Raw genomic sequence first — 23,648 nt, 5'->3', positions numbered from 1 at the left:
AATGCGCGGTCCGTCCGGGCGTATGGCGGGGCGGCCATACGGGTGAGATTCGCCCCGGTCACACTTCGGGTCCCGCCCCGGCCCCGCTCCCGGCCCCGTTCCGGTCAGCTCCGCGGCCACCGCGGGGTGCCCGACGGCAGCGCGGAGACGGGCGGATGCCGTACGGCTTCGAGCCCCGGGTCCGCGAGGAGCGCGGCGACGAGTGCGGCGCTGCCGAAGACCTCGGTGGCGCTGAGGTCCCAGTCGGTGAGGACGAACCAGGAGCCTTCCACCGCCCACCAGTTGGCGGGGAAGTTCTCGCCGATGTCGGATTCCCGGCGGGCGTCGAGGTGGGCCACCGCGTCACCGAGACGCCCCTGCCACGCCCCTGCCGGGCGGGGCGTGGACTCGATGGGTGCCTGGGCCGCGCGGACGGGCTCGTCGGGGCCGTGGGGGCTGTACAGGGCGAGGATCTCGACGAGCCGGGCCAGACAGTCCCGGTCGATCTCCCCGCCGGAGGGGCCGTCCAGCTCGTCCGGGAGGCCGAGGGACTCGAACATCAGGTACGAGAGGGTCCAGCGCCACTCCTCGATCCGGTGGCCCGTCCGGGCGAACAGCTCGCTCCAGCGGACCGGCCGCCCGTCCTCGTACACGGTGTGCAGGACCCAGCAGCGGTCCTCGTAACCGTCCTGCGGCTCGTACCCGAGGAGCGCCGCTTCCTCCGTCAGGCGGGCGCGCATCCCGTCGAGCGGGTCCTCGGCGGTCAGCGGCGTCCAGGGGCCGGTCACGGGCTCTCCTCGGGCGGCAGGCAGTCCTTCCACTCCACCGTACGGTCGCACCAGCGGTTCAGCAGGACGCGGTCGTGGCCCACGGCGAGCAGGCCCGCGCCGGTCTCCGCGCGGTAGGTCTCGACGGCGGCGACGAGCGCGGCCGTGGTGGAGGCGTCGAGCATGGCGGTCATCTCGTCGCAGATCAGCCAGCGGGGGCGCAGGGTCAGGGCCCGGGCCAGACAGGCGCGTTGGAGCTGGCCGTCGCTGACCTCGTGGGGCCGTCGGGTGAGCAGGTCGGCGGTGAGGCCGACGGCCGGGGCGAGTTCGGCGACCCGGCTCTCGGCCTCGGCGCGGCGGCCGGTGGCGCGGAGCGGTTCGGCGACGATCTCGGCGAGGGTCAGCCGGGGGTCGGCGGCGGTGCGGGGCTGCTGGAAGACGACGCCGACGGCGGTGCGCAGGTCGCGCGGGGCGCGGTGGCGCCAGGCGCGTATCTCGGTGCCGTCGAGGACGAGGCGGCCCGCTTCGGGGCGGTGGAGGAGGGCGGCGACCCGGGCGAGGGTGGACTTGCCGCAGCCGCTGGGGCCGAGGAGGCCGACGGACTCGCCGGGGGTGACGGTGAGCGAGGCGCCCCGGAAGACGGGGGCGCGGCGCTCGTAGCCGGCGGTGATGCTGTCGAGTTCAAGCACGGGGGTGCTCCGGGTGGTGGCAGGCCACCCCGGCGCGCGGCTCGGGGCGGGTGGCGCAGAGGTCGGTGGCCAGGGGGCAGCGTGGGGCGAAGGCGCAGCCCTCGGGCAGCGCGGAGAGCTCCGGGGGCATCCCGGGGATGGGGGTGAAGGCCCGTTCGGGGAGCGCGTCGAGGAGCCCGCGCGCGTAGGGGTGACGGGGTCCGGCGGAGCCGAAGAAGCGGTGGGCGGGGGCGATCTCGACGATCCGGCCCGCGTACATCACGGCGACGCGGTCGGCGATGCGTGCGGCGGCGGCGAGGTCGTGGGTGATGAGGAGCAGGCCGCGGCCCTGGTCGACGTGGCGGCGCAGCTCGTCGACGGTGCGGTCGACGAGGTCGCGGTCGAGGCCGGTGGTGGGTTCGTCGGCGAGCAGGAGGCGGGCGTCGCCGATGAGGGCGAGGGCGGTGGCGGCGCGCTGGGCGAGGCCGCCGGAGAGTTCGTGCGGGTACCGGTCGAGGTGTCCGGCCGGGAAGGCGGCCCGTTCGGCGGCGTCCTCGGCGGCCTTCCGCCGGGCGCGGCGGGGGGTGCCGGTGAGGGCCCGTACGGTCTCCTCCAGCTGGGACCGTACGGTGCGGACGGGGGTGAGGTGGGCGGCGGGGCTCTGCGGTACGAGGCCGACGCGCCGGCCCCGTACCGTGCGGGCGAGGGTCTTCTCGTCGGCGGCGAGCAGGTCGGTGTCGTCCTGGAGCGCCGTACCGCTGGTCTCGGCGTTGCCCGGGAGCAGGCCGAGGAGGGCGGAGGCGAGGACGGACTTGCCGCAGCCGCTCTCGCCGACGAGGGCGAGGCACTCCCCCGCCGCGAGGTCGAAGTCGGCGTCGCTGACGGCGGCGACGGTCCGGCCGCCGCGCAGCCGGAAGCGGACGGTGAGGTCGCGGACGCTGAGGAGGGCGTCCTCGGCCCGCTCGGCGGTGACGGCCTCCAGGGCGCGCAGGACCGTGCGGTCGGCGGCGTTCACAGCATCAGTTCCGATCGGCGGCGCGGGTTGAGCCGGTCCCGCCACACGCCCGCGAGTCCCGCGATGGCGAGGGTCGGCACGATGAGGAGGAGGCCCGGGAAGAGGGTCGGCCACCAGTCCCCGGCGAGGAGCGAGGAGCGGGCGTTCTGCACGAGGTTGCCGAGGCTCGCCTGGTGGCTGGGGAGGCCGAGGCCGAGGAAGGAGAGCGCCGACTCGTGCCACATGGCGTGCGGGACCATGAGGACGGCGGCGAGTCCGGCCTGCGGCAGGACGGCGGGCAGCAGGTGCCGGACGGCGACGCGCCACCGGGATGCGCCGCCGGAGACGGCGGCGTCCACGAAGGGCCGGGTGCGCAGCGAGAGGACCTCGGAGCGGACGATCCGGGCGGTGGAGAGCCAGTGGGTGACGGCGACGGAGGCGATGACCGGCCAGACTCCGGGCCGGAAGAGCGCGACGACGAAGATGCCGAGCAGCAGGTGCGGCACGGACGAGAAGGCGTCGACGAGCCGCATCAGGCAGCGGTCGGTCCAGCCGCCGAGCGCTCCGGCGGCCGCTCCGACGGCGGTGCCGACGACGGTGGCGACGAGCGCGGCGACGAGCCCGACGAGGAGCGAGATCCGCAGCCCGTAGACGCAGCGCAGGAGCAGGTCCCGGCCGAGGTCGTCGGTGCCGAAGGGGTGGCCCCAGGACGGCGGGAGGAGCTTGCGCGAGAGGTCGACGGCCTGCTCGTCGAGGTGGACGAGCGGGGGCACGAGGAGGACGGCGAGGAGGACGACGCCGACGGTCGCGGCGGAGCTCCACAGCCGGAGGCGGTGGGTGCGCGGGTCAGCCATCGAAGCCCACCCTCGGGTCGGCGAGTCCGTAGAGGAGGTCGGAGAGGAGGTTGCCGAGGAGGACGGCTCCGGTGGCGAGGACGGTGAGCGCGGCGAGCAGCGGGAAGTCGACGGAGGTCGCGGCCTGGACGGTGGCGGCGGCGATGCCGGGCCAGCTGAAGACGGTCTCCACGAGCAGGGCGCCGGTGATGAGCTCGGGGACGCGGGAGCCGACGAGGGTGAGCATCGGCAGCATCCCGGAGCGCAAGGCGTGGCCGGTGAGGACGGTGCGGCGGCTGAGACCGCGGGCGCGGGCGCCGCGCACCGGGTCCTCGTCGAGGGCGTCGCCGACGCCCTGGCGGACGTAGAGGAAGAACCAGGGCAGCTGGGAGGTCCCGAGGACGAGCGCGGGCAGCACGAGGTGGCGGGCGACCTGGTCGGCGGTGACGGTGTCGCTGGCCGTGTCGGTGAGCCCGCCGGCCGGGAGGACGCCCAGTTCCAGGGCGAAGAACCAGATCGCGAGGAGACCGAGCCAGAAGGCGGGCGCGGCTTCCAGGGTGTACGCGGCGGAGCTGACGGCCCGGTCGACGAGGCCGCCGCGGCGGCGGCCCGCGAGGACGCCGAGGAGCGTGCCGAGGAGGATGGCGATCAGGAAGGCGGAGACGGCGAGGAGGACGGACCAGCCGAGGCGCTCGGTGATGACCTCGGCGACGGGGCGCCGCATGACCGAGGAGTCGCCGAGGTCGCCGGTGACGGCGGCGGTGAGCCACTCCCACCAGCGGGTGAGGAGGGGTCGGTCGGCGCCGAGGTTGGCGCGGAGCTGGTCGAGGTTCTCCTGCGAGGCGGTCAGTCCGGCGGTGCCGGCGTAGGCCTTCACGGGGTCGAAGGGGGAGGCCGCGGCGACGGCGAACACCGCGAAGGTGACCGCGAGGAGGACGGGGACGGCGGCCAGGGCGCGCCGTCCCGTCATCCGCGCCATGGCCCCCCAGGGGAGGCGGCGCTTCACTTGCCCTTGTCCCCCGTGGACTTCGGCTTCCAGCCCTCGACGTTCCACCAGGGGCCGGAGGCGAGGCCGTGGTCGTGCGGCTCGATCTGGGTGCTCAGTCCGTCCCAGCTGTCGTTGACGACGTACAGGTGGTCGATGTGGGTGAGGAAGGTGTAGCCGGGGTTCTTGGCCAGTTCGCGCTGGACGGTGTCGTAGGCGGCGCGGCGCTCGGCGGGGTCGTCGGTCCGGCGGCCGTCCTCCAGGGCGCGGTCGACGGTCTTGTTGTCGTACCAGGCCATGTTGTTGAAGCCGTCGCCCGCGAGGGAGGACTTCAGGAGCAGGTACTGGTCGAAGTCGGGGTCGCCGGGCGAGCCGCCGCCGGCGAGGACGGCGTCGGTCTTCATGCGGGGTTCGATGACCTCCCAGGTGCCGGCCTGGGTCTTGATCTCGATGCCGGCCTTCTTGGCGTCGGAGGCGTAGGCGAGGGCGTGGTCCTGGCGGAGTTTGTCGCCGGAGAGGTACCAGAGCGGGAACTCGGCGCGGACGCCGTTCCTGACGCGGATGCCGTCGGGGCCGGGCTTCCAGCCGGCCTCGTCGAGGATCTTCCGGGCGCCGGCGAGGTCGTGGCGGCGCTCGGTTCCCTTCGCGAACCAGGGGCTGTCGGTCGGGACGGGCCCGTAGGCGGGCTTCCCGGCGTCTTCGAGGATCTTGTCGACCATGGCCTGGCGGTCGACGGCGATGTCGAGGGCGCGGCGGACGGCGGTGTCGCCGGTGACCGCGTGGTGGGTGGGGAGGGTGACGGTGCGGTAGTCGTAGGTCTTCGCCGCGTACGTCTTCCTCCCCTTGTCGCCCTTGAATCCCTCGGCGAGGTTGGGCGGCAGGATGGCGCCGTCGAGGTCGCCGGCGCGCAGCCGGGTCGCGCGGACGTCGTCGTCCTTGACGACGGCCATGGTGAACTTCTTCACCGGGGGCGCGCCGTCCCAGTAGGTGGGGTTGGCCTTGAAGCTGAGCTTCTCGCCCTTGGACCAGCCGGTGAGGACGTACGGTCCGGTGCCGATCGGCCTGGTGGTGAAGGCACCGGTGTTGACGTCCTGCTTCGAGACGACGTGCTCGGGGGCGATGGCGAGGACGGTGCGCTCGGCGAAGGCCGCGTAGGGGTACTTCAGGGTGAAGACGACGGTGTCGTCGCCGATGGCCTCGACGTTCCTGATGGCGTCGAGCTCGGTGCGGGAGGCGTTGTTCGTCTTCGGGTCGAGGATCGTCCTGTACGTGAAGACGACGTCCTTCGAGGTGAAGGGGGCTCCGTCGCTGAAGGTGACGCCCTCGCGGAGGGTGTACGTGTAGGTGAGGCCGTCGGCGCTGATGTGGGGAAGCTCGGCGGCGAGGGCCGGCCGGAGCTTCATGTCGGCGTCGAAGGCGAGGAGCCCGTCGAAGATCTTGGAGTTGCCGTCCTTGCCGTAGCCGAGGAGCGGGCTGAGCGTCTCGGGCTCGTAGGCGATGCCGACGACCGCGGAATCCTTGGGGCCGCCGGAGTCCCCGGCGGTGGAGCCGGGGTTCGTGCAGGCCGCCGCCGTGAGGGCCACTGCCCCCGCGAGTATCGCGGCGGCCGCGCCCCGGATGGATCGGGCGGTCATCGTGTCCACACCCCTTTTTGGAGATCAACTGTTATTGCGAACGGCTTGCAATTAAACAGTATGTAAAGGGGTGCGGACACGGTGACCCCTTACCGGGCCACGACACTCTCCTACTCGGGGGCGGGGAGGCCCACCAGGCCGGCGATCACGTCCTGGTGCCGGCCCGCCGAACCCAGCGCGATCTGGTCGGACTTGGCCCGCTTGAGCGCGAGGTGCGCGGGGTGCTCCCAGGTCATCCCGATCCCGCCGTGCAGCTGGACGCACTCCTCGGCGGCGCGGACCGCCACCCGGGAGCAGTAGACCTGGGCGACGGCGACCGTGAGCGGGGCGTCCGGGCTCCCGCCGGCGAGGGCGTCGGCGGCGGCGCGGGCCGCCGCCCTGGCCCCGACCACGTCCAGCCAGAGCTGGGCCATGCGGTGCTTGAGCGCCTGGAAGGAGCCGACCGGCCGGTTGAACTGGTGGCGCTCCCTGGTGTGCCGGACGGTCTCCTCCAGGCACCACTCGGCGAGACCGAGCTGCTCGGAGGCGAGCAGTCCGGCGCCCACCAGCAGCCCCCGGCGGATCGCGGCGCGGGCCGCGTCCGGCCCGGCGAGCCGGGTGCCGCTCCCGGCCGGGGTGGTGACCCGGGCGAGCGGGCGGGTGAGGTCGAGCGGGGTCTGCGGCTCGACGGTCGCCTCGCCGGCGGGCACGGCGTACAGGCCGTCGGCGCGCGGGACGAGCAGGACGTCGGCGGCGCCGGCGTCCGCGACCCCGGTGACGGTGGACGCGGTGGGCGACTCCGCGTCCGGGGCGGCGGAGAGCGGGACGGCGAGCACGGCGACCGTGCGCCCGCTCGCGAGCCCGGCGAGGAGCTCGGCCGCCGGGGCGCTCTCCCCCACGAGGGCGAGCAACGTCTCGGTGGCCACGACCGCGCTCGTGAGGTACGGCGCCGGGGTCACCGCGCGGCCCAGCTCCTCCAGGACGACGGCGGCCTCGCGGTGGCTCGCGCCCTGGCCGCCGAGCTTCTCGGGTACGAGGAGTCCGGCGGCGCCCATGTCGCCGGCGAGCGCCTTCCAGAGCCCGGGGACGTACGGGCTGTCCGTCTCGATCCGGCCGAGCAGGTCCTGGGGGCCGGCCCGGTCGGCGAGGAGGGAGCGGACGGCGGTCCGCAGGTCGTCCTCGGTCTCGGAGTAGAGGAGGTCGTACTTCTCCGTCTGCTCTGTCGTCTCTGTCATCGGGCGAGGTCCTTCCAGGCGACGTCCTTGTCGTTGCGGGGCTCGGACGGCAGGCCGAGGACCCGTTCGGCGACGATGTTGAGCAGGACCTCGGTCGTACCGCCCTCGATCGAGTTGCCCTTGGAGCGCAGATAGCGGTAGCCGGCGTCCCGGCCGGTGAAGTCGACGAGCTCGGGGCGGCGCATCTCCCACTCCCCGTACAGCAGCCCCTCCTCGCCGAGGAGTTCCACTTCGAGGCCGCTGATGGCCTGGTTGAGCCGGGCGAAGCCGAGCTTCATCGCGCTGCCCTCGGGGCCGGGCTGGCCCGCGACGAGCTGCTGGCGGAGCCGTTCGCCGGTGAGCCGGGCGACCTCGGCGTCGACCCAGAGGTCGAGGAGGCGCCGGTGCAGGTCGTGGGTGCGGAGCTCGGGGCGCTCGCGCCAGGTCGCGGCGGCCTTCCCGATCATGCCGCCCTCACGCGGGATGCGGGCGCCGCCGATGGAGACCCGCTCGTTCATGAGCGTGGTCTGCGCGACCCGCCAGCCGTCGCCGGTCTCCCCGAGGCGGTGGGCGTCGGGGATCCGGACGCCGGTGAGGAAGACCTCGTTGAACTCGGCCTCGCCGGTGATCTGGCGCAGCGGCCGGACCTCCACGCCGGGGTCGGTCATGTCGCAGACGAAGTAGGTGATGCCCCGGTGCTTGGGCACGTCCGGGTCGGTGCGGGCGATGAGGATGGCCCAGCGGGCGACGTGGGCGCTGGAGGTCCACACCTTCTGCCCGTCGATCACCCAGTCTCCCCCGTCGTCCCGGACGGCGCGGGTGCCGAGCGCGGCGAGGTCGGACCCGGCGCCGGGCTCGCTGAAGAGCTGGCACCACACCTCCTCGCCCACCCACAGCGGCCGGAGGAAGCGGCGCTTGACCTCGTCGGAGCCGTACGCGAGGAGGGTGGGGGCGGCCATGCCGAGGCCGATGCCGATGCGGCGCGGGTCGTTGTCGGGGGCGCCCGCGGCGGCGAGTGCGGCGTCGACGACGGCCTGGAGCGCGCGGGGCGCGTCGAGTCCGCCGAGGCCCACCGGGTAGTGCACCCAGGCGAGTCCGGCGTCGAAGCGGGCGCGCAGGAAGTCGGTGCGGTCGGTGGTCGCGGGCGGGTGGTCGGCGAGCAGCTTCCGGGTGAGGGAGCGGAGTTCTTCGGCGTCGGCCGTGCGTACGGCGTCGGTCATGCGCGGGCTCCTTCCGGGAGGACGACCAGGCGGCCGGTGGTGGTGCCGTCGGCGACGCGCTGGACGGCGTCCGCCGCGCCGGCGAAGGGGACGCGCTCGCCGATGAGGGGCTTGATGAGGCCCTTGGCGGCGTAGGCGGTCAGGGTCTCGTGGCAGCGGGCGATCGCGGCCGGGTCCTTCGCCGCGTAGAGGCCCCAGTGAAGGCCGAGGACGGAGTAGTTCTTCACGAGGGCGTGGTTGAGGGCCGGGGTGGGGACGGTGCCGCTCGCGAAGCCGACGATCACGATCCGACCCTCGAAGGCGACGCACTTGGCGGACTGCTGGTAGGCCTCGCCGCCGACGGGGTCGTAGATCACGTCGGCGCCCCGGCCGCCGGTCGCGGCCTTGACGGCGGCGACGACGTCCTCGGAGCGGCGGTCGACGACGAGGTCGCAGCCGAGGGCGCGGGCGACGGCGGCCTTCTCCGGTCCGCCGACGACCCCGATGACGGTGGCGCCGGCCGCCTTGCCGAGCTGGACGGCGGCGCTGCCGACGCCGCCCGCCGCCGCGTGGACGAGGAGGGTCTCGCCCTCCTGGAGGGCGGCCCTGCGGTGCAGGCCGAACCAGCCGGTCTGGTAGCCGATGTGCAGCGCGGCGGCCTCGGCGTCGTCCAGGCTCTCCGGGGCGGGGAGCAGTCCGGCGGCGTCGACGAGCGCGTAGGTGGCGAATCCGCCGTGCGGGAGGGCGGCCGTGGTGATCACCCGGCGCCCGTCCTCGGTCTCGCCGCAGAGCTCCACGCCGGGGGTGAAGGGCAGCGGGGGCCGGACCTGGTAGTGGCCGCGGCAGAGGAGCGCGTCCGGGAAGTTGACGTTGGCGGCGCGGACCCTGAGGAGGAGCTGCCCGTCCGCGGGCGTGGGCGGCTCCACCTCCTCGCGGCGCATCACCGCGCCCGGTTCGCCGTTCTCGTACACACGCCATGCCTGCATCCGCGAGCCTCCTCCGTACCGAGTGGTCGGTTGCATACTAAGCGGTCGCTTGCATCCCGTGGAACGGGTCAGCCGGACTTCTTCGGCCGGGCCCTGACGTGCATGCGCTCCCCCTGCGGTCCGAAGAGGCTGAGGAACTCCACCGGGCCGTCGGCCGTCGGCCCGAACCAGTGCGGGACGCGCGTGTCGAACTCGGCCGCCTCGCCCGCGGCGAGGACGACGTCGTGCTCGCCGAGGACGAGCCGCAGCTTCCCGGAGAGCACGTACAGCCACTCGTACCCCTCGTGGACGCGGGGCTCCGGGGGCTCGTGCGGCTTCTCCTCGATCACCTTGTACGCCTGGAGCCCACCGGGCTGCCGGGTCAGCGGGTACATCGTGCGGCCGTGGCGGACGATCGGCCGGGCCTTGACCCGGGGGTCGCCCACCGCGGGGGCGCCGACCAGCTCGTCCAGCGGGACCTGATGGGCGCGGGCGAGCGGCAGGAGCAGTTCGAGGCTGGGCTTGCGCTGCCCGGACTCCAGCCGGGAGAGGGTGCTCACGGAGATGCCGGTGGCGGCGGAGAGCTCGGCCAGGGTCACCCCGCGGTCGCGGCGGACCCGGCGGAGCCGGGGACCCACCTCGTTCAGCACGGCGTCGATGCGGTCGTCTTCGGTCATGGATCCAGTGTTGCAGGAACGGCAAGATTTCTTGCCGCCTTATCCGGCCAGGAGTGACGCTCACCCCATGAGCGCGAACCCGACCGGAACAGACATCGCGCACCTGACCGGCACAGAATGAGGAGCACGGAGATGACGAAGACGGACGAGCGGTACGACGTCGTGGTGGTCGGCGGGGGTGCGGCCGGGCTCAGCGCCGCACTGATCCTGGGCCGGTCACGGCGGCGCACCCTGGTGGTCGACGCGGGCGAGCCCAGGAACGCCCCGGCGGCGCACATGCACGGCGTCCTGTCCCGGGACGGGGTGAGCCCCGCCGAGTACCTGGAGGTCGGCCGGCGCGAGCTCACCGCGTACGGGGTGGAGTGGCGGGCCGGTCGGGTGACGGGCGCGGCGCCCGACGGGCGGGACGGGTTCGCCGTGTCCCTCGCGGACGGGGCGGCCGTGCGCGCGCGGCGGCTCGTCGTCACGACCGGGCTCGTCGACGAGCTCCCGGGGATCGACGGGGTCGCCGAGCGGTGGGGCCGCGACGTGCTGCACTGCCCGTACTGCCACGGCTGGGAGGTGCGCGACCGGGCCTTCGGTGTGATCGCGCACCCGAGGATGCCCGCGCACCAGGCGCTGATGGTCTCCCACTGGTCCACGGACGTGACCCTCTTCCTGCACACCGCAGGTGAGCTCTCCGCCCATGACGCGGCGCTGCTCGACGCGGCCGGCGTCGAGGTCGTCGCCGGCGAGGTGGCTGGGCTCGTCACCGAGGACGACCGGCTGACCGGGGTCCGGCTCGCCGACGGCCGGACGGTCCCCCGCTCCGTGGTCTTCGTCGGGGCCGATCGCCTCGCGCCCCGGGACGGAGTCCTGCGGCAGCTGGGAGCCGCGCTGTGCGAGACGCCGTTCGGGGAGTTCGTCACGGTGGACGAGACGGGCCGGACGAGCGTGCCGGGCGTCTGGGCGGCCGGGAACGTGACGGGCCCGCAGGAGCAGGTGGTCAACGCGGTCAGCCGGGGCTACCGGGCGGGCGCGGCTATCAACGGCGAACTGCGCTTCGCCGACCTGGAGGACGCGGTGGCCGGTCGGCCGTGCGGATGAACCCCGGGTACTGCGGCTGCGCCACCGGGCCGCAGGGGTGAGGATCGGCAATGGTGGCCGGAAGCCGGTGGGACCGGCGGCGCAGCTCCGGCAGTCACGGACGACGGAAGGACAGGACACCCCCATGCTCGGTACGCAGTTCACCACGGGATCCCCCAGCTGGATCGATCTCGGCAGCCCCGACACGGAGGCCGCCGCGGCGTTCTACGGCGCCGTCTTCGGCTGGGAGTTCCGGTCGGCGGGACCGGAAGCCGGCGGCTACGGCTTCTTCCAGCAGGACGGCAGCACGGTCGCCGCGCTCGGACCGCTCACCGAGGAGGGCGCCCGCAGCGCCTGGACGGTGTACTTCCGGACGCCGGACGCGGACGCCACGCAGAAGACCGCCGAGTCCTCGGGCGGCACCGTCCGCGTCCCGGTCATGGACGTCATGGAGGCGGGTCGCATGGCCGCGCTCACCGACCCGGGCGGCGCCCAGTTCGCCGTCTGGCAGCCGGGCTCCGTCCAGGGCCTGGAGCGGACCTCCTCGACCAACACCCTCGTCTGGGCCGAACTCCACGTCGCCGACCCGGAGTCCGTCCTCGCCTTCTACCAGAAGCTGTTCGGCTGGCGGTGGGCGGCGATGGACGCGCCCGGCATGACCTACCGGGTGATCTCCACGGCCGAGGGGAACCAGGAGGACGCCTCGTTCGGCGGTGTCGCGGAGCTCCAGGGCGAGACTCCCCACTGGATCCCGTACTTCGCGGTCGAGGACGTCGACGCGATCGCCCGCACGGCACAGGGCAACGGCGGCTCGGTCCTCATGCCCGCGGCCGACATCCCCGACGTCGGCCGCATCGCCTGGCTCGCCGACCCCTTCGACGCACCCTTCGCCGTGCTGAAGCCCGCGCCGATGGGATGAGCGGGAGGACCCCTCATGGCACCCCCCGGCGCCCCCGTCAGCGGGCGAAGAGCTCGAAGGTCACCGCCTGACGGCCGCCGAAGCGGTCGGCGGCGCGGCTCGTCGTCGCGGTGAGGAAGGACCGGACGTACTCCTCCGGGTCCTCGTCCGTCAGCGCCTCGATGTAGGCCCGGTGGCAGAGCAGCGAACGGATCGCCCGGTCCAGGCCCGGGCCCGCGTCGACGGCGTGGGTCGGGGTGCTGGAGGCCGCGACCGCCACCCAGCGCACGCCGTCCCAGGGCTCCAGGCCCTGCTCGGTCAGCTCGGGGAAGATCCAGCGGTTCCCGGCGTCGGCCGCCGCGTCCAGTGTGGCGCGGCCGACGGCCAGGTGGTCGGGGGTGTTCCAGGGGGCGCCCGGCCCCCCGCCCCACGTGTCGCGGTGGTTGAGGGTGACGACGAGCTCGGGGCGGTGGCGGCGGATCGCGGCCGCGATGTCGCGGCGCAGCCCGAGCCCGTACTCGATCACACCGTCGCGGTGGTCGAGGAAGTCGACGGTGTCGACGCCGACGACGGCCGCGCTGTCCCGCTGCTCCCGCTCGCGCAGCGGGCCGCAGACGTCCGGCGCGAGGGTGTCGATCCCCGCCTCGCCGCGGGTGGCGAGGACGTAGACGACCTCTTTCCCGGCGTCGGTCCAGCCGGCGACGGCCGCCGCGCAGCCGTACTCCAGATCGTCGGGGTGGGCGACGACGGCGAGGGCGCGCTGCCAGTCGCCGGGCATCTCCGCGAGGTCGGTGACTCCGGTTTCGATCATGAGCGCAGGATACGGGCCGCCTCCGCGACCGTCGGGCGGAACGCACCGGCGAGGATCACCGAGCGCGAGATGTGCCGCGGGCGGTCGGGGTTGAGGCCGCGCCGCTCCGCGAGGGCGACCGCGAGGCGCTGGACACGGACGAGCGCGGCGACCGGGTCGATGGCGTCGGCGGCGAACACGGCGCCCGTGGAATCCACTTCGTCCCGGAGGCCGGAGGGGGCGGGGCCGAGGCAGCAGACGAGGCTGGTCCGGTCGCTGATGGAGATCGGGCCGTGCCGGTACTCCATCGCCGCGTACGACTCCGTCCAGGCGCGGGCCACTTCGCGGAGCTTCAGCGCCGCCTCGTCGGCGAGTCCCACGGTCCATCCGGTGCCGAGGAAGGTGAACTGGGCGCACCGCTCCCAGACGGCGGGGAGCCGCTCGTACAGCACGAGCTCCGCGTCGGCGATCGCGGGCGCCAGGTCCACCCCGAGCCCCGCTCGCAGGAGTTGGAGTGCGGTGGTGGCGAACCGGGTCTGGACGACGGAGCGTTCGTCGGCGAAGCCGAGGTCGACGACCTCGTCCGCGAGCTGCCCGGCCGGGCTGTCCGGGACGCCGGTCAGGACAAGGGTCGGGACGCGGCCGGCCGCGGCGGCGAGCAGGTCCACCACCTCCGTGGTGGTGCCGGAGCGGGTGAGGGCGACGATCCGGTCGTAGCCGCGGCCGAGCGGGGTCCTGTCGGAGGCGGGAAAGGCGTCGGTCTCGCCCGCGCCGAGCGACTCGCGCAGGGCGGCGTAGGCGCGGGCGATGCAGTACGAGGTGCCGCAGCCGACGACCGCGATGCGCTCGCCCCGGAGCGGCAGCCGGGCGGCATGGCCCTCGGCGGTCTCGGCGGCGCGGCGCCAGCAGTCGGGCTGACTGGCGATCTCCGCGGTGACATGGGTGCTCATGGTCCGGGTCCTCTCCTCGCAGGCTCCCACATGGGGTCCGGACCGAGTTCTACCGGTATCGGGCAAGAGCACACCATGAGCAATACGCACTCACTGCTTGGACTTTTCCTCGTCCCCCGCTCCCCGCACTCCCCCGCGTCCGCCCCCGCAGGAGGCGCGGACGACGAGCCGGGGCCGCAGCTGCACCTGGTGGAGCGGGGCCGCGTCCCCCTCGGCGAGGCGCCGGAGCAGGATCTGCGCGGCGAGCCGGCCGAGCTGGTACTTGGGCGGCGACACGGCCGTCAGCGGGGTCTCCGCGACATCGGCGAACTCGTTGTCGTAGCTGATCAGGGCGAGGTCCTCGGGCACCCGGAGCCCGGCGCGGCGGGCCGCCCCGAGCATCAGCGCGGCCTCCCGGTCGCCGAAGCAGAGCGCGGCGGTGACACCGGCGGCGCGCAGGGCGGCGAGGGCCCGGTCGGCGCGGTCCGGGTCCCAGCGGGCCATCACGTCCCGTTCGTACGGCGGGGCTTCGGGCAGTCCGAGATCGGCGAGCGCCCGGGCGAAGCCGGACTCGATGGGCGCGGTGGTGGGCGCGTCGGTGCGGGCGACGAGGCCGAGCCGTTCGTGGCCGAGGCCGCGCAGATGGCGTACGGCGTCGTAGGCGCCGCCCTCGTGGTCGGTGCAGACGTGCTCGGTGGAGTCGCCGGGGCCGTGGGCGGCGAGCCGGCGCTCGACGAGGACGGCGGGGACGGGCAGGGCGAGGAGTTCCTCGGCGCGCCGGCCGGGGTCGGTGGCGGTGTGCAGGCTCGGGACGAGGAGGAGCCCGTGGACGCCCGCGGAGAGGAGGCGTTCGACGGCGGCGTCCTCCTCGTCGGGGTCGTAGTGGGAGCAGGCGAGGACGAGCCGTGCGCCGTCCGCCGCGAGCTCCTTCTCGATGCCCTGGAGGACGCGCGGGTAGTAGAACGTGGTGTCGGGGACGAGGACCCCGACGATCCGGCGGCCGGTCCTGTCCCGCTCGGGGCGGTGGGCGGCGAAGGTGCCCGCGCCCTGGCGCCGCTCGACGAGGCCGAGGGCGACGAGGTCCTCGTAGGCGCGGCGGACGGTCGTCACCGACAGGCCCGTCTCGGTGGCGAGGGCGCGTTCGGTGGGGAGTTTGCTGCCGGGCGGCCAGGTGCCGTCGAGGATGCCGCGCCGCAGCTCGGCCATGAGGGCCCGGAACTTCAGCTCCCGGCCGGACGCCGGTGTCTCACGTCCCGCCATCCGGGCCCCCTCGCTCTCGCCGCGCCGGGCGCGGCGCGCATTGCTCGTCGATTGCGCGCCGAATCCTATGCCCGGGCGATCAGCACCGGCGCCGGAAGGTCAGACCTCGTCGCGGGCGAGCGAGAGGAGCCGGTCGAGGACGCGCGGGCCGCCGGCCCGTACCCCGTCGTGCTCGAACTCGTCGGTCACCCAGGTCCGCAGGCCGCGCACGGCTCTCGCCGTTTCGAGGGAGTGGGCGGTGTCCACGTACAGGTCGTCGTGGTAGACGGCGGCGGCCACCGGAACCTCGTTGGCGGCGAGGCGCTCGGGGTCGTAGAGCGGGGCCCAGTCGGCCCGCTGGGCGAGCAGCTCCGCCGTCTCGCGGAGCGGTCGCAGGGCCGGGTCGGTGGTGAAGTGCCACGGGTGGACGGTCTCGCCGGTGAAGAGGAGGGGCCCGCCGTCGGCGAGGGCCGAGGCCGCGTCGAACTCGGGGAACTCGCCCCGGACGCGCTCCGCGGCCCAGTCGGTGGGGCCCTGCCCCTGCGCGTAGATGGCCTCGTGGAGCACCGCGTAGAGCGGGTGTCCCGCGAACGACAGGTGGGCCTGGACCTGTTCGAGGAAGGCGTCGGAGAGCGCGGGCCCGCCCGGGGTCGGGACGAAGGCGTGCTCCAGGAGCAGATGGAGCTGGTGGGTGCCGTCGCCGGAGCCGAGGAGGATGCCGAGCGACTGGAAGGCCTCGACGGTGAGGAGCCCGCCGCCGGGGAGGGTGACCTCGTGTTCGAGGAGGTGCGCGGCGATGGCCCGGGCCCGCTCGGCGTCCTGCGGGTAGCGGGCGTAATGGGCCTCGTTGCGGCGCCGGACGCGGGGGTAGGCGGCGCGGTAGACCTCGTCGGCCGTGGCGTACAGGGAGGGCAGGCCCCCGGTGACGAGGACGGTCTCCAGGCCTTCGGGGGCGGTGGAGAGGTAGTGGGTGGCGCAGAAACCGCCGAAGCTCTGGCCGAGGACGGTCCAGGGGGCGCCGCCGGTGAGCCGCCGCCGGATGGCCTCGCAGTCCTTGACGATGGAGTCGGCGCGGAAGTGGGTGAGGTAGTCGGCCTGCTCGCGCGGGGTGCCGCGCAGCGGCAGGGTCTGGCGGTTGGCGGGGGTGGAGCGGCCGGTGCCGCGCTGGTCGAGGAGGAGGACGCGGTACTCGCGCACGGCCCGTCCGAGCCAGGCCTGCGGGCCGACGAAACGGCGGGCGCCGAAGCCGGGGCCGCCCTCCAGGTAGACCAGCCAGGGCAGCCGCTCCCGGTCCTTGTCGGCGTTCCCGGCCTTCCCGGCCTGCCCGCTCGCGACGAGCTCACGGCCGTAGATCTCGATCCGCTCGCCGTCGGGGCGGGAGTGGTCGAGCGGGACGGGGAAGCGGTGGTCGGTGAGGACGAGGCCCGGCTGGCGGTAGGTGGTCAAGGCTGCTCCTGCTCCTGTTCGTACGCCCCCGCCAGGACAGTGGATCACATGGCGGGGGCCGTACCCGGGGACGGGGCGGGGCGGGTCAGGAGGTGGGGAAGGAGTCCGCCGTCCTGATCCGGTCACGGATCCAGACTCCGGCGGGCTTGAGGGAGCCGGTGCCGGTCCAGGTTCCGCCGGCGGCGCAGGTGCCGGGCTTGAAGACGGCGCCGCTGCGGCTGTCGTCGGAGAAGTTCCAGTTGACCCAGCTGATCTTCTTCGTGGCCATCAGGTCGAGGTACTTCTGCGTCATGGTGAAGTCGTTGGCGCCCTCGCCGGCGTAGTTCTGCGTGCCGAACTCGGTGACGAAGACGGGCAGCTTGTCGGCGGCGCGGGAGAGGGTGTTCAGGTACTCGTCCCGGTGGGAGTACGCGTAGAAGTGGAACGTGTACATGATGTTGCTCGCGTTCACCGGGCTGGACACGACCTCGGACTCGTCGGAGCCCTCGGAGACGCCGAACGAGGACCAGGCGCGCGTGCCGACGAGGACCGGGGTCTCGGGGTCCTTGGCGCGGATGACGGGGATGAGCTCCTCGGCGTAGCTCTTGATCCGGGACCAGGCGACGCCGCTGGGCTCGTTGGCGATCTCGTAGAGCAGGTTGGTCTTGGAGCCGTGGCGCTGGGCGATCTCGGTGAAGAAGGTCTTGGCGCGGGCGAGGTTGTGGTGCGGGTCGCCGGGGTCGAGCATGTGCCAGTCGACGATCACGTACATGCCGCGCGCGGTGGCCTGCTCGATGAGCGAGTGGGCCAGGTCGGTGTACTTGCGGGGGTCGGTCTCGTAGCCGTCCTCCTGGACGTACGTGGAGACCCGCAGGACGTCGGCGTTCCAGTCCTTGGCGAGGGCGTCGAGGGAGCCGCCCGTCAGACACTGGGCGTACCACTGGGTGCCGTGGCTCGACATGCCGCGCAGCTGGATCGGCTGGCCGTACCGGTTGCAGAGCTTGGTGCCGCAGACCTTGAGCTGTCCGTTGACCGCGGCGGGCGTGGTGCCGGTGGGCGGCGGGGTGGTGGTGCCGGTGTCGACCGTGAGGTGGTCGACGTTGGGGCCGCCGTTCGCGGTGGTGGCGGTGGCGCGGACGGTGTTGGCGCCGGCCTTGAGGGTGGCGGTGACCCGGGTGGTCGCCCAGCTGGTCCAGGCTCCGGTGCCGGCGAAGGACGTGCCGGAGGCGGCGGTCGCGCCGTTGACCGTGATGTTCATGGGGCGGTCGGTCGTCGTGCCGTTGGCGTAGCGCAGGGTGAGGGTGGCGGTGCCCGCCTGGGCGGCGTTGACGTTCCACTGGACGTAACTGCCGCTGACGTTGTCGTAGTTGACGAAGCCGGTGCCGGTGAATCCGGCGTGGTCGGACTCGGCGAGGCCCTGCGAGACGGTGGCCGTCTCCGCCTCGTGGGTGACGGGGGCGGCGCTCGCGGTGGGCGGTGCGGCGGCGAGGCCGAGGAGCAGGGCGCCGAGGGCGGTGCCGGCGACGCCGAGGTGCCGGACGCGGGGCCGGAGGCGGGGTCGTACGGATCGTGCCGAAGTCATGGGGGTCTCCACGGAACGACGAACGAGGGGTGGGGGACGGAGAGTTGGACTGGAAGGAAACTTTCCTAACGGATGAATAGCAGGGGTCTGGAACACCCCGCAAGGGTCATGACAAGAGACGCTGTTCAGCGGGCTGACGACAGAGCCCCCACCCGGCAGCGCGGAATCAGGCCCTTGCCGGTGAGGTAGTTCCGCGCCACGTCCTCGGGGAGGCGGCGCCAGCTGTCGACCTGTTCGTTGAGTTCGGCCAGATCTGCCGTGGTCAGGACGGTGTTGAGCCGGTCGAGGAGCCCCGTGACCCCCGCGCTCCCGGCGCGGGCGCGATTGACGACCGGGACGATGTGGTCGGCGTTCTGGAGGTCGATCCCGTAGACCTTCTCGAGACCGGGGGCGCAGTACGGCCGCTGGACGCATTCGTCCCCGGCCGCGATCCTGACGGGGGAGGCCGACGGCCCCGAGGTCGCTGAGCGTCTTCAGACGGTGCTCGGCGGCGTAGGCGGCGGTGACGGCGAAGGCGCTCTGGTCGACGGCGGGCCCGGGGTGGAGGACGGTGAGCCCGCGCGGGGTGGCGAGCGCGCGCAGGGCGGTCATGGTGGCGGCCAGGTCGGGCGAGCCGACGGTCGGCGCGTCCGGCCCGTTGGCCTTGGCGTTCAGCCAGTCGGCGAAGGTGGCCGCGTACTCCGGTACGACGTCGATCCGGCCGGGCCGTTCGGGTGCGGAACCGGCCCCCGGACCCCCTGCTGGGCAGCTTCGGGGAGCCCCGGGGCGAGCTCTGGGTTCCGGCGGGCTCAGATCGTCTTTCCGGCGTCTTTCACACGTCTTCCTGGAGGACGGACAGGACGTTCCCCGCCGGGTCCGTGAACCAGGCGATCGTCGGCCGGCCGTCACCGCCCCGCAGGATGCCCTTCTCGTCGGCGTCGAAGCCGGGGTAGCGCTCCGTGGTCACCCCGCGCGCCGCCAGCTCGTCGACGGCCCGGTCGACGTCGTCGACCTGGAAGTTGAGGATCGTGTACGAGGCGGCGGTGTGCTCCTCCTTCGGGTAGACGAAGACCCGGGTCCCGCCCGCCAGGGTGAGGAAGAGCATCCGCATCTCGCCCTCGCCCGCCTCCTCCACCTTCAGGCCGAGGGTCTCGCCGTAGAAGCGCCGGGCGGCGTCGAGGTCGTCGACCGAGAAGCCGCTGAATGCCGAGGTCTCGCCGAACATGACGTACTCCCTTCCGGGGGACTCTTCCGAGGCCCCCTTCCAGGATCCGCCGACGGGCCGCGAACCGCTCAGGGGGCGATCGGCAGCCGCCGCTTGTGCTCCGTGAGCTCGTAGCGGCGGACGATCGAGGCGAAGGCGGCCTCCGCGACCGGCTTGCCCTCCAGGAAGTCGTCGATGTCGTCGTACGTGACGCCGAGCGCGTCCTCGTCGGGCTTGCCCGGGTCCAGCGTCTCCAGGTCGGCCGTCGGGGTCTTCCACACCAGCTCGGCCGGGGCGCCGAGCTCGGCGGCGACCGCGCGGACGCGCCGCTTGGTGAGACCCGTGAGCGGGACGACGTCGGCGGCGCCGTCGCCGAACTTGGTGAAGAAGCCGGAGACCGCCTCCGCGGCGTGGTCGGTGCCCACGACGAGGCCGTCGTGGGCGCCGGCGACCGCGTACTGGGCGATCATCCGCTGGCGGGCCTTGATGTTGCCCTGCACGAAGTCCTGGTGGTGGGCGTCACGGAAGGTGACCCCGCCCGCGAGGCCGGCCTCCAGGGCCGCGTCGCTGGCCGCCTTCACGTCCACGGTGAGGACCCGGTCGGCGCGGATGAAGCCGAGCGCGGTCTGCGCGTCGCTCTCGTCGGCCTGGACGCCGTACGGCAGGCGCATGGCGTAGAAGGTGGCGTCGTGGCCGGCGGCCCGGACCCGCTCCACGGCGAGCTGGCAGAGCCGGCCGGCGGTCGTCGAGTCGACGCCGCCGCTGATGCCGAGGACGAGGGAGCGCAGCCCGGTGGAGGTGAGGCGCTCGGCGAGGAAGGCCACCCGGCGCTCGATCTCCACGGCCGGGTCGAAGGTGTCGGACACCTCGAGGTCCCGGGCGATCTGCTGCTGGAGGGCGGTGGACGCCGGGTCGGTCACGGGGGTCTCCTCGTCGGGATCGGGTGCGTACCGGGGTCGGATCGGTACCGGGGTCGACTCTACGCACCGGGGCCGCAGGGTGTCGCCCGGCCCCGGTGGCCCGCGGCCCCATGCTGTCGCCGGCCGGGCGCGGGCGGGGGCGTCAGGGCGTGGGCGTCAGTCCGCGGACGTGGACGTGGGCGTGGCCGTCCGTCCGGCGGACGTGGGCGTGGGCGTGGGCATGGGCGTCCGTCCAGCGGACGTGGACGTGGACGTGGGCGTCAGGGTGTGCCCGTCTCCGGGGTGCAGAGCACCTCGACCCGCTGGACGAGGTTGTTGGCGAAGCCGCCGCGGTTCCACGGCCCGGTGAGCGGCTGGACGTGGCCCTCGGCGTCGGTGGCCCGCGCGGTGAGGTGGCGCAGCCCCGGTGTCGCGGTCCAGGTGGTGTGCCAGGAGGACCAGGCCCAGGGATGGGCGGGGTCGTGGTCGAGTTCGGCGTCGGTCCAGACGGCCCCGCCGTCCTCGCTGATCTCGACGCGGGTGACCGGTCCGTGGCCGGACCAGGCGCGTCCGGCGAGCGGTACGGGCCCGGGGCGGACGACACGGGTGCGGGACATGAAGTCCGGGAAGCCGGGCGGGATCATCAGGGCCCGGGGCGCGATGAGGGTGACGGGCTCCCCGGGGTCGGGGTCCTCGGCCGCCGCGTGCATCCCGGACCGGGCCGCGGCGTCCGGCACCGCGCCCCGGATGCGGTAGGCCACGCTCTGCTGGAAGCCGGTGTACGGGGTGGCGGTGAGCGTGATGTCGTGGAGCCACTTCACGTGGGCCATGCCGTACCAGCCGGGGACGACGAGCCGGAGCGGGGAGCCGTGTTGCGGGGGCAGGGGTGCCCCGTTCATCTCGTACGCGACGAGGACGTCCCGGGCCGGATCCGCGGCGACCGACAGGGGCAGGGATCGCCGGTAGTCCTGCTCGACGCCCCGCTCCACACCGTGGTCGGCGCCGGTGAAGACGGCCTCGACCGCGTCCTCGGCGGCGCCGGCCTCCGCGAGCAGCGCGGCGAGGGGGACGCCCGTCCAGTCGGCCGTGCCGACGGCCTCGACGAGCCAGGGCTGGCTGACGGGCCGGGGCTTGAGGCGGGCACGTCCGTTCCCCGCGCACTCCAGGGTGACGCGGCGGGTGACGGAGGGCCGGGCGCGCAGCCCGTCGACGTCCAGGGCGAGCGGCCGGAGCACCCGGCCGCCGACGGTGAGCCGCCAGCCGTCCGCGTCCGTCGCGGGGATGTCGTAGTGCACAAGGACGTAGTGGAGGCCGGGCGGGGTCACGTCGTACCGCAGCGCTTCCAGGGGCAGCCCGTGGTTGCGGGCGGCGAGGGCCAGCTCCTGCGCGGAGATGCCCTCCTCCGGCCCGGCGAGCCGTCCCGGCGCGCTGATGTCGCCCAGTTCGCTCAGGGATCGGTCCATGCCCTCATGGTGCGCCGGGCGCCCCGGGGTGTCCTGTCGGGGCGGGCCCCGCTCCCGGACGCCACTCCCGGGCCCCTCCGCGGCGCCGGGCGGTGGTGGGTCCGGGCCCCGCCCGGGGTCGGCTTCGTCAGGACTGCGAGGAGCTGCGGAGCGCCCGGTCGAGGCCGTCCTGCGGGAGGCCCGTGAGGGCGCGCACGAAGATCTCCTCGTAGGCGGGCTCCCCGATCGTCGCGCGGGCGGTGTCCGTGTACTTCTCGCGCAGGGCCCGCAGACCCGGCAGCCCGCGCCGGGGCTGGCCGGTGGAGCGCCAGTACGCCTCCCCCGTGCCGGAGACGTCGGCCGCGCGCTCGCCGTCACCGGCGGCCGCGAGGGCGGTGGCGAGGACGTCGAGGCCGAGCGCGACGCCCAGGCTCGCGCCGAGCCGCCGGGTCCCTTCGAGCATGCCGCGGGCGTGCCCCGCGGCGGCCGCCGGATCGCCCTCCAGGAGTCCGGTCAGGGCGAGCTGGTACTGCAGGGCGGTGCGGGTCCAGTGTTCGTCGAGCTCCTCGCACAGGACCCGCAGGGCGAGCGCCCGCTCGCGGGCCTCGGCGAGCCGGCCGAGACCGGTGAGGGCGAAGACCCGTACGAGGCCGCAGCGGAGCCGGGCGGCGGAGTCGGCGGGTCCGCCCGGTACGGCGTCGAGGACGTGGTCCACCACGACGAAGGCGGCCATGGGACGGCCGGTGGTCAGGGCGAGAAGCCCGGCGAGGGCGGCGGCGTCCAGCGTGAGGTCACCGGGCCGGGGGCGTCCGGCCTCCGCGTACGGTCCCTGGCCGGGGTCGTCCGCGCGCTCCTCCAGTGCCTCCTCGTACTCCGTGTACCGGGCCTCACGGGCGCAGCGTTCACTGACGTCCTGGGCGGGGCCGAACTCGCCCTGGAGGACGAGGGTCACGCCGAGCGCCCACAGGGCGCGGGCCCGGGCGCGGCCGCGGGCACCGCTGAGCAGCAGGGACTGTTCGAGGCCGTCGCGGGCCTCGCGGAGGCGGCCGCGGCAGGACCAGGCGAAGGCGACGGAGCCGACGAGGTCGAGGGCCGCGTCCGGGTCGGTGCGCAGCAGCCGGTCGAGGGCGGTGCGGAGGTCGGTGTGGTGGGCGTCGACGCTCCGGTACCAGCGCAGCTGGCGGGCGCCGAGCCACTCGGTGTCCGCCCGGCGGGCGAGGCCCCGGAAGTGGGCGGCGTGCCGGTCGGCGACCGTCCCGGTCTCGCCGGTCCGCTCCAGCCACGTCGCCCCGTACGCGCGGATCGTGTCGAGCATCCGGTGCCGGCCACGGGCGTCGGGCGGGCGGACCACCGAGGAGCGGACGAGTCCGTCGAGGGCGTCCGGCAGGGTCGCGCGGGTCAGCGGGCCGCCGGCACAGACGGCGGTCGCCGACGCGAGGTCGAAGGGGCCGCGGAAGACGGAGAGACGGGCCCAGAGGAGGCGTTCGAGCGGCGCGCACAGCTCGTGGCTCCAGCCGATGGCGGCGCGCAGGGTCTGGTGGCGGCTCGGCCACACCCGCTCGGTGTGGGCGAGCAGGTCGAAGCGGGCTCCCGGCGGGGTGTCGAGGCGGGTCCCGAGCTGGTCCCGGACGGCCTCCGCGCCCTGGAGGCGGATCTGCGCGGCGGCCAGTTCCAGGGCGAGGGGGATCCCTTCGAGGCGTACGCAGATCTCCCCGGCGGGCCCGGCCGCGGGGAAGTCCTCCCCGGCGGCCCGGCGGAGCAGCTCCAGGGCGTCCCGGCCGGCGGGCGGCAGCGGGTCGAGGGCGACGATCCGCTCCCCCGCGACGCCGAGGGGACGGCGGCTGGTGGCGAGGACGGTGAGTCCGGGGGCGGCGGCGAGGAGTTCGGAGACGAGCCTCGCGCAGGGTTCGGTCAGGTGCTCGCAGGAGTCGAGGAGGAGGAGCAGGTGGTCGTCGGCGAGCCTGCGGCAGAGCGCGGTGCTCGCCATGCCGGGGGTGTGGTCGGCGAGGTCGACGGAGTCGGCGACGAGCGCGACGAGGAGCCGGTCGCCGTCGAGGGGGGTCAGGTCGGTCCACCAGGCGCCGTCCGGGAACCGTTCGGCGACGCGGTGGGCGGCGCGCAGCGCGAGCCGCGTCTTGCCGACGCCGCCGACGCCGGTCACGGTGACGAGGCGGTGCTCCGCCAACGCGGCGGATATTCGCTCCAGTTCCGTGCGGCGCCCCACGAACCCCGGGTTCTCGTCCGGCAGATGTCCACGCACGGGAGCAGTCTCCCTCATGGACGGCGGGAACGGACCCACGGA

Annotated in this window: 21 protein-coding genes and 1 pseudogene; 2 read left to right on the top strand and 20 right to left on the bottom strand. The window is 74.3% G+C overall.

What is annotated here, in order from left to right:
* Window positions 1-104: 104 nt before the first annotated feature.
* The 10 genes from OG361_RS36135 to OG361_RS36090 all read right to left on the bottom strand — a co-directional run bounded on the left by OG361_RS36135 (window position 105) and on the right by OG361_RS36090 (window position 9,894).
* Complete coding sequence (locus OG361_RS36135; RefSeq protein ID WP_405860419.1) at window positions 105-767, bottom strand: hypothetical protein; 663 nt, start codon at window positions 765-767, stop codon at window positions 105-107.
* Window positions 764-1,435 carry an ABC transporter ATP-binding protein gene (locus OG361_RS36130; RefSeq protein WP_405860417.1) on the bottom strand — a complete coding sequence of 224 codons (672 nt, stop codon included), beginning with the start codon at window positions 1,433-1,435 and terminating at the stop codon, window positions 764-766. Before OG361_RS36130 ends, OG361_RS36135 begins: the two co-directional genes overlap by 4 nt.
* A complete protein-coding gene (locus tag OG361_RS36125; RefSeq protein ID WP_405860415.1) occupies window positions 1,428-2,429 on the bottom strand; it encodes an ABC transporter ATP-binding protein in 1,002 nt (333 codons plus the stop codon). Before OG361_RS36125 ends, OG361_RS36130 begins: the two co-directional genes overlap by 8 nt.
* Complete coding sequence (locus tag OG361_RS36120; protein ID WP_405860413.1) at window positions 2,426-3,262, bottom strand: ABC transporter permease; 837 nt, start codon at window positions 3,260-3,262, stop codon at window positions 2,426-2,428. Before OG361_RS36120 ends, OG361_RS36125 begins: the two co-directional genes overlap by 4 nt.
* Window positions 3,255-4,247, bottom strand: coding sequence for an ABC transporter permease (locus OG361_RS36115; RefSeq protein ID WP_405860411.1), 993 nt, complete (start codon window positions 4,245-4,247; stop codon window positions 3,255-3,257). The genes OG361_RS36120 and OG361_RS36115 overlap by 8 nt, the downstream gene beginning before the upstream one ends.
* Window positions 4,244-5,860 (bottom strand): ABC transporter substrate-binding protein, encoded by a 1,617-nt coding sequence (locus OG361_RS36110; RefSeq protein ID WP_405860409.1) that lies wholly within the window; start codon window positions 5,858-5,860, stop codon window positions 4,244-4,246. Before OG361_RS36110 ends, OG361_RS36115 begins: the two co-directional genes overlap by 4 nt.
* A 110-nt stretch (window positions 5,861-5,970) precedes the next feature.
* On the bottom strand, window positions 5,971-7,074 hold the full coding sequence (locus OG361_RS36105) for an acyl-CoA dehydrogenase family protein (RefSeq protein ID WP_405860407.1): 1,104 nt from the start codon (window positions 7,072-7,074) through the stop codon (window positions 5,971-5,973).
* Window positions 7,071-8,273, bottom strand: a complete 1,203-nt coding sequence (locus OG361_RS36100) for an acyl-CoA dehydrogenase family protein (RefSeq protein ID WP_405860405.1) — start codon at window positions 8,271-8,273, stop codon at window positions 7,071-7,073. The genes OG361_RS36105 and OG361_RS36100 overlap by 4 nt, the downstream gene beginning before the upstream one ends.
* On the bottom strand, window positions 8,270-9,238 hold the full coding sequence (locus OG361_RS36095) for an NADPH:quinone oxidoreductase family protein (protein WP_405860403.1): 969 nt from the start codon (window positions 9,236-9,238) through the stop codon (window positions 8,270-8,272). Before OG361_RS36095 ends, OG361_RS36100 begins: the two co-directional genes overlap by 4 nt.
* Before the next feature lie 68 nt (window positions 9,239-9,306).
* Entirely contained in the window at window positions 9,307-9,894 is a 588-nt protein-coding gene (locus tag OG361_RS36090; protein WP_405860401.1) for a helix-turn-helix domain-containing protein, read from the bottom strand.
* A gap of 132 nt (window positions 9,895-10,026) precedes the next feature.
* On the opposite strand from OG361_RS36090, the gene OG361_RS36085 reads away from it, so the two are divergent.
* Window positions 10,027-10,980 (top strand): NAD(P)/FAD-dependent oxidoreductase, encoded by a 954-nt coding sequence (locus OG361_RS36085; protein ID WP_405860399.1) that lies wholly within the window; start codon window positions 10,027-10,029, stop codon window positions 10,978-10,980.
* A gap of 124 nt (window positions 10,981-11,104) precedes the next feature.
* Window positions 11,105-11,878: a VOC family protein gene (locus tag OG361_RS36080; protein ID WP_405860397.1), complete on the top strand. Its 774-nt coding sequence runs from the start codon at window positions 11,105-11,107 to the stop codon at window positions 11,876-11,878.
* A 37-nt stretch (window positions 11,879-11,915) separates the two neighbouring features.
* On the opposite strand, the gene OG361_RS36075 is transcribed toward OG361_RS36080, so the two are convergent.
* The 10 genes and pseudogenes from OG361_RS36075 to OG361_RS36030 all read right to left on the bottom strand — a co-directional run bounded on the left by OG361_RS36075 (window position 11,916) and on the right by OG361_RS36030 (window position 23,624).
* Window positions 11,916-12,668, bottom strand: coding sequence for a PIG-L deacetylase family protein (locus tag OG361_RS36075; RefSeq protein ID WP_405860395.1), 753 nt, complete (start codon window positions 12,666-12,668; stop codon window positions 11,916-11,918).
* Window positions 12,665-13,597 (bottom strand): SIS domain-containing protein, encoded by a 933-nt coding sequence (locus OG361_RS36070; protein WP_405860393.1) that lies wholly within the window; start codon window positions 13,595-13,597, stop codon window positions 12,665-12,667. The genes OG361_RS36075 and OG361_RS36070 overlap by 4 nt, the downstream gene beginning before the upstream one ends.
* A 90-nt stretch (window positions 13,598-13,687) precedes the next feature.
* Window positions 13,688-14,836, bottom strand: a complete 1,149-nt coding sequence (locus OG361_RS36065) for a GntR family transcriptional regulator (protein ID WP_405860391.1) — start codon at window positions 14,834-14,836, stop codon at window positions 13,688-13,690.
* Window positions 14,837-14,935: 99 nt separating this feature from the next.
* Window positions 14,936-16,261: an alpha/beta fold hydrolase gene (locus tag OG361_RS36060; protein WP_405860389.1), complete on the bottom strand. Its 1,326-nt coding sequence runs from the start codon at window positions 16,259-16,261 to the stop codon at window positions 14,936-14,938.
* A gap of 85 nt (window positions 16,262-16,346) precedes the next feature.
* Entirely contained in the window at window positions 16,347-17,822 is a 1,476-nt protein-coding gene (locus OG361_RS36055) for a cellulase family glycosylhydrolase (RefSeq protein ID WP_405860387.1), read from the bottom strand.
* Between the two features lie 125 nt (window positions 17,823-17,947).
* Window positions 17,948-18,524, bottom strand: a pseudogene (locus OG361_RS36050) (glycine betaine ABC transporter substrate-binding protein); the annotation flags it as partial.
* Between the two features lie 109 nt (window positions 18,525-18,633).
* Window positions 18,634-19,026, bottom strand: coding sequence for a VOC family protein (locus OG361_RS36045; protein WP_405860385.1), 393 nt, complete (start codon window positions 19,024-19,026; stop codon window positions 18,634-18,636).
* A gap of 68 nt (window positions 19,027-19,094) precedes the next feature.
* Entirely contained in the window at window positions 19,095-19,925 is an 831-nt protein-coding gene (gene nadE / locus OG361_RS36040) for an ammonia-dependent NAD(+) synthetase (RefSeq protein WP_405860383.1), read from the bottom strand.
* 260 nt (window positions 19,926-20,185) lie between these two features.
* Window positions 20,186-21,367, bottom strand: coding sequence for a sulfite oxidase (locus OG361_RS36035; protein ID WP_405860381.1), 1,182 nt, complete (start codon window positions 21,365-21,367; stop codon window positions 20,186-20,188).
* A 127-nt stretch (window positions 21,368-21,494) separates the two neighbouring features.
* Window positions 21,495-23,624, bottom strand: coding sequence for an ATP-binding protein (locus tag OG361_RS36030; RefSeq protein WP_405860379.1), 2,130 nt, complete (start codon window positions 23,622-23,624; stop codon window positions 21,495-21,497).
* Between the last annotated feature and the right edge of the window lie 24 nt (window positions 23,625-23,648).

It is taken from the genome of Streptomyces sp. NBC_00090, from assembly GCF_045160815.1.
Classification (GTDB): Bacteria; Actinomycetota; Actinomycetes; order Streptomycetales; family Streptomycetaceae; genus Streptomyces.
This window is presented reverse-complemented; position numbering and strand designations above follow the sequence as displayed.

Excerpts from the sequence above, each read along its gene's own strand:
- OG361_RS36105 (WP_405860407.1), bottom strand. The coding sequence starts at position 7,074 with ATGACAGAGACGACAGAGCAGACGGAGAAGTACGACCTCCTCTACTCC.
- OG361_RS36030 (WP_405860379.1), bottom strand. The coding sequence starts at position 23,624 with ATGAGGGAGACTGCTCCCGTGCGTGGACATCTGCCGGACGAGAACCCG.
- OG361_RS36110 (WP_405860409.1), bottom strand. The coding sequence starts at position 5,860 with ATGACCGCCCGATCCATCCGGGGCGCGGCCGCCGCGATACTCGCGGGG.
- OG361_RS36035 (WP_405860381.1), bottom strand. The coding sequence starts at position 21,367 with ATGGACCGATCCCTGAGCGAACTGGGCGACATCAGCGCGCCGGGACGG.
- OG361_RS36085 (WP_405860399.1), top strand. The coding sequence starts at position 10,027 with ATGACGAAGACGGACGAGCGGTACGACGTCGTGGTGGTCGGCGGGGGT.
- OG361_RS36065 (WP_405860391.1), bottom strand. The coding sequence starts at position 14,836 with ATGGCGGGACGTGAGACACCGGCGTCCGGCCGGGAGCTGAAGTTCCGG.
- OG361_RS36120 (WP_405860413.1), bottom strand. The coding sequence starts at position 3,262 with ATGGCTGACCCGCGCACCCACCGCCTCCGGCTGTGGAGCTCCGCCGCG.
- OG361_RS36070 (WP_405860393.1), bottom strand. The coding sequence starts at position 13,597 with ATGAGCACCCATGTCACCGCGGAGATCGCCAGTCAGCCCGACTGCTGG.
- OG361_RS36100 (WP_405860405.1), bottom strand. The coding sequence starts at position 8,273 with ATGACCGACGCCGTACGCACGGCCGACGCCGAAGAACTCCGCTCCCTC.
- OG361_RS36080 (WP_405860397.1), top strand. The coding sequence starts at position 11,105 with ATGCTCGGTACGCAGTTCACCACGGGATCCCCCAGCTGGATCGATCTC.
- OG361_RS36090 (WP_405860401.1), bottom strand. The coding sequence starts at position 9,894 with ATGACCGAAGACGACCGCATCGACGCCGTGCTGAACGAGGTGGGTCCC.
- OG361_RS36075 (WP_405860395.1), bottom strand. The coding sequence starts at position 12,668 with ATGATCGAAACCGGAGTCACCGACCTCGCGGAGATGCCCGGCGACTGG.
- OG361_RS36095 (WP_405860403.1), bottom strand. The coding sequence starts at position 9,238 with ATGCAGGCATGGCGTGTGTACGAGAACGGCGAACCGGGCGCGGTGATG.
- OG361_RS36045 (WP_405860385.1), bottom strand. The coding sequence starts at position 19,026 with ATGTTCGGCGAGACCTCGGCATTCAGCGGCTTCTCGGTCGACGACCTC.
- OG361_RS36055 (WP_405860387.1), bottom strand. The coding sequence starts at position 17,822 with ATGACTTCGGCACGATCCGTACGACCCCGCCTCCGGCCCCGCGTCCGG.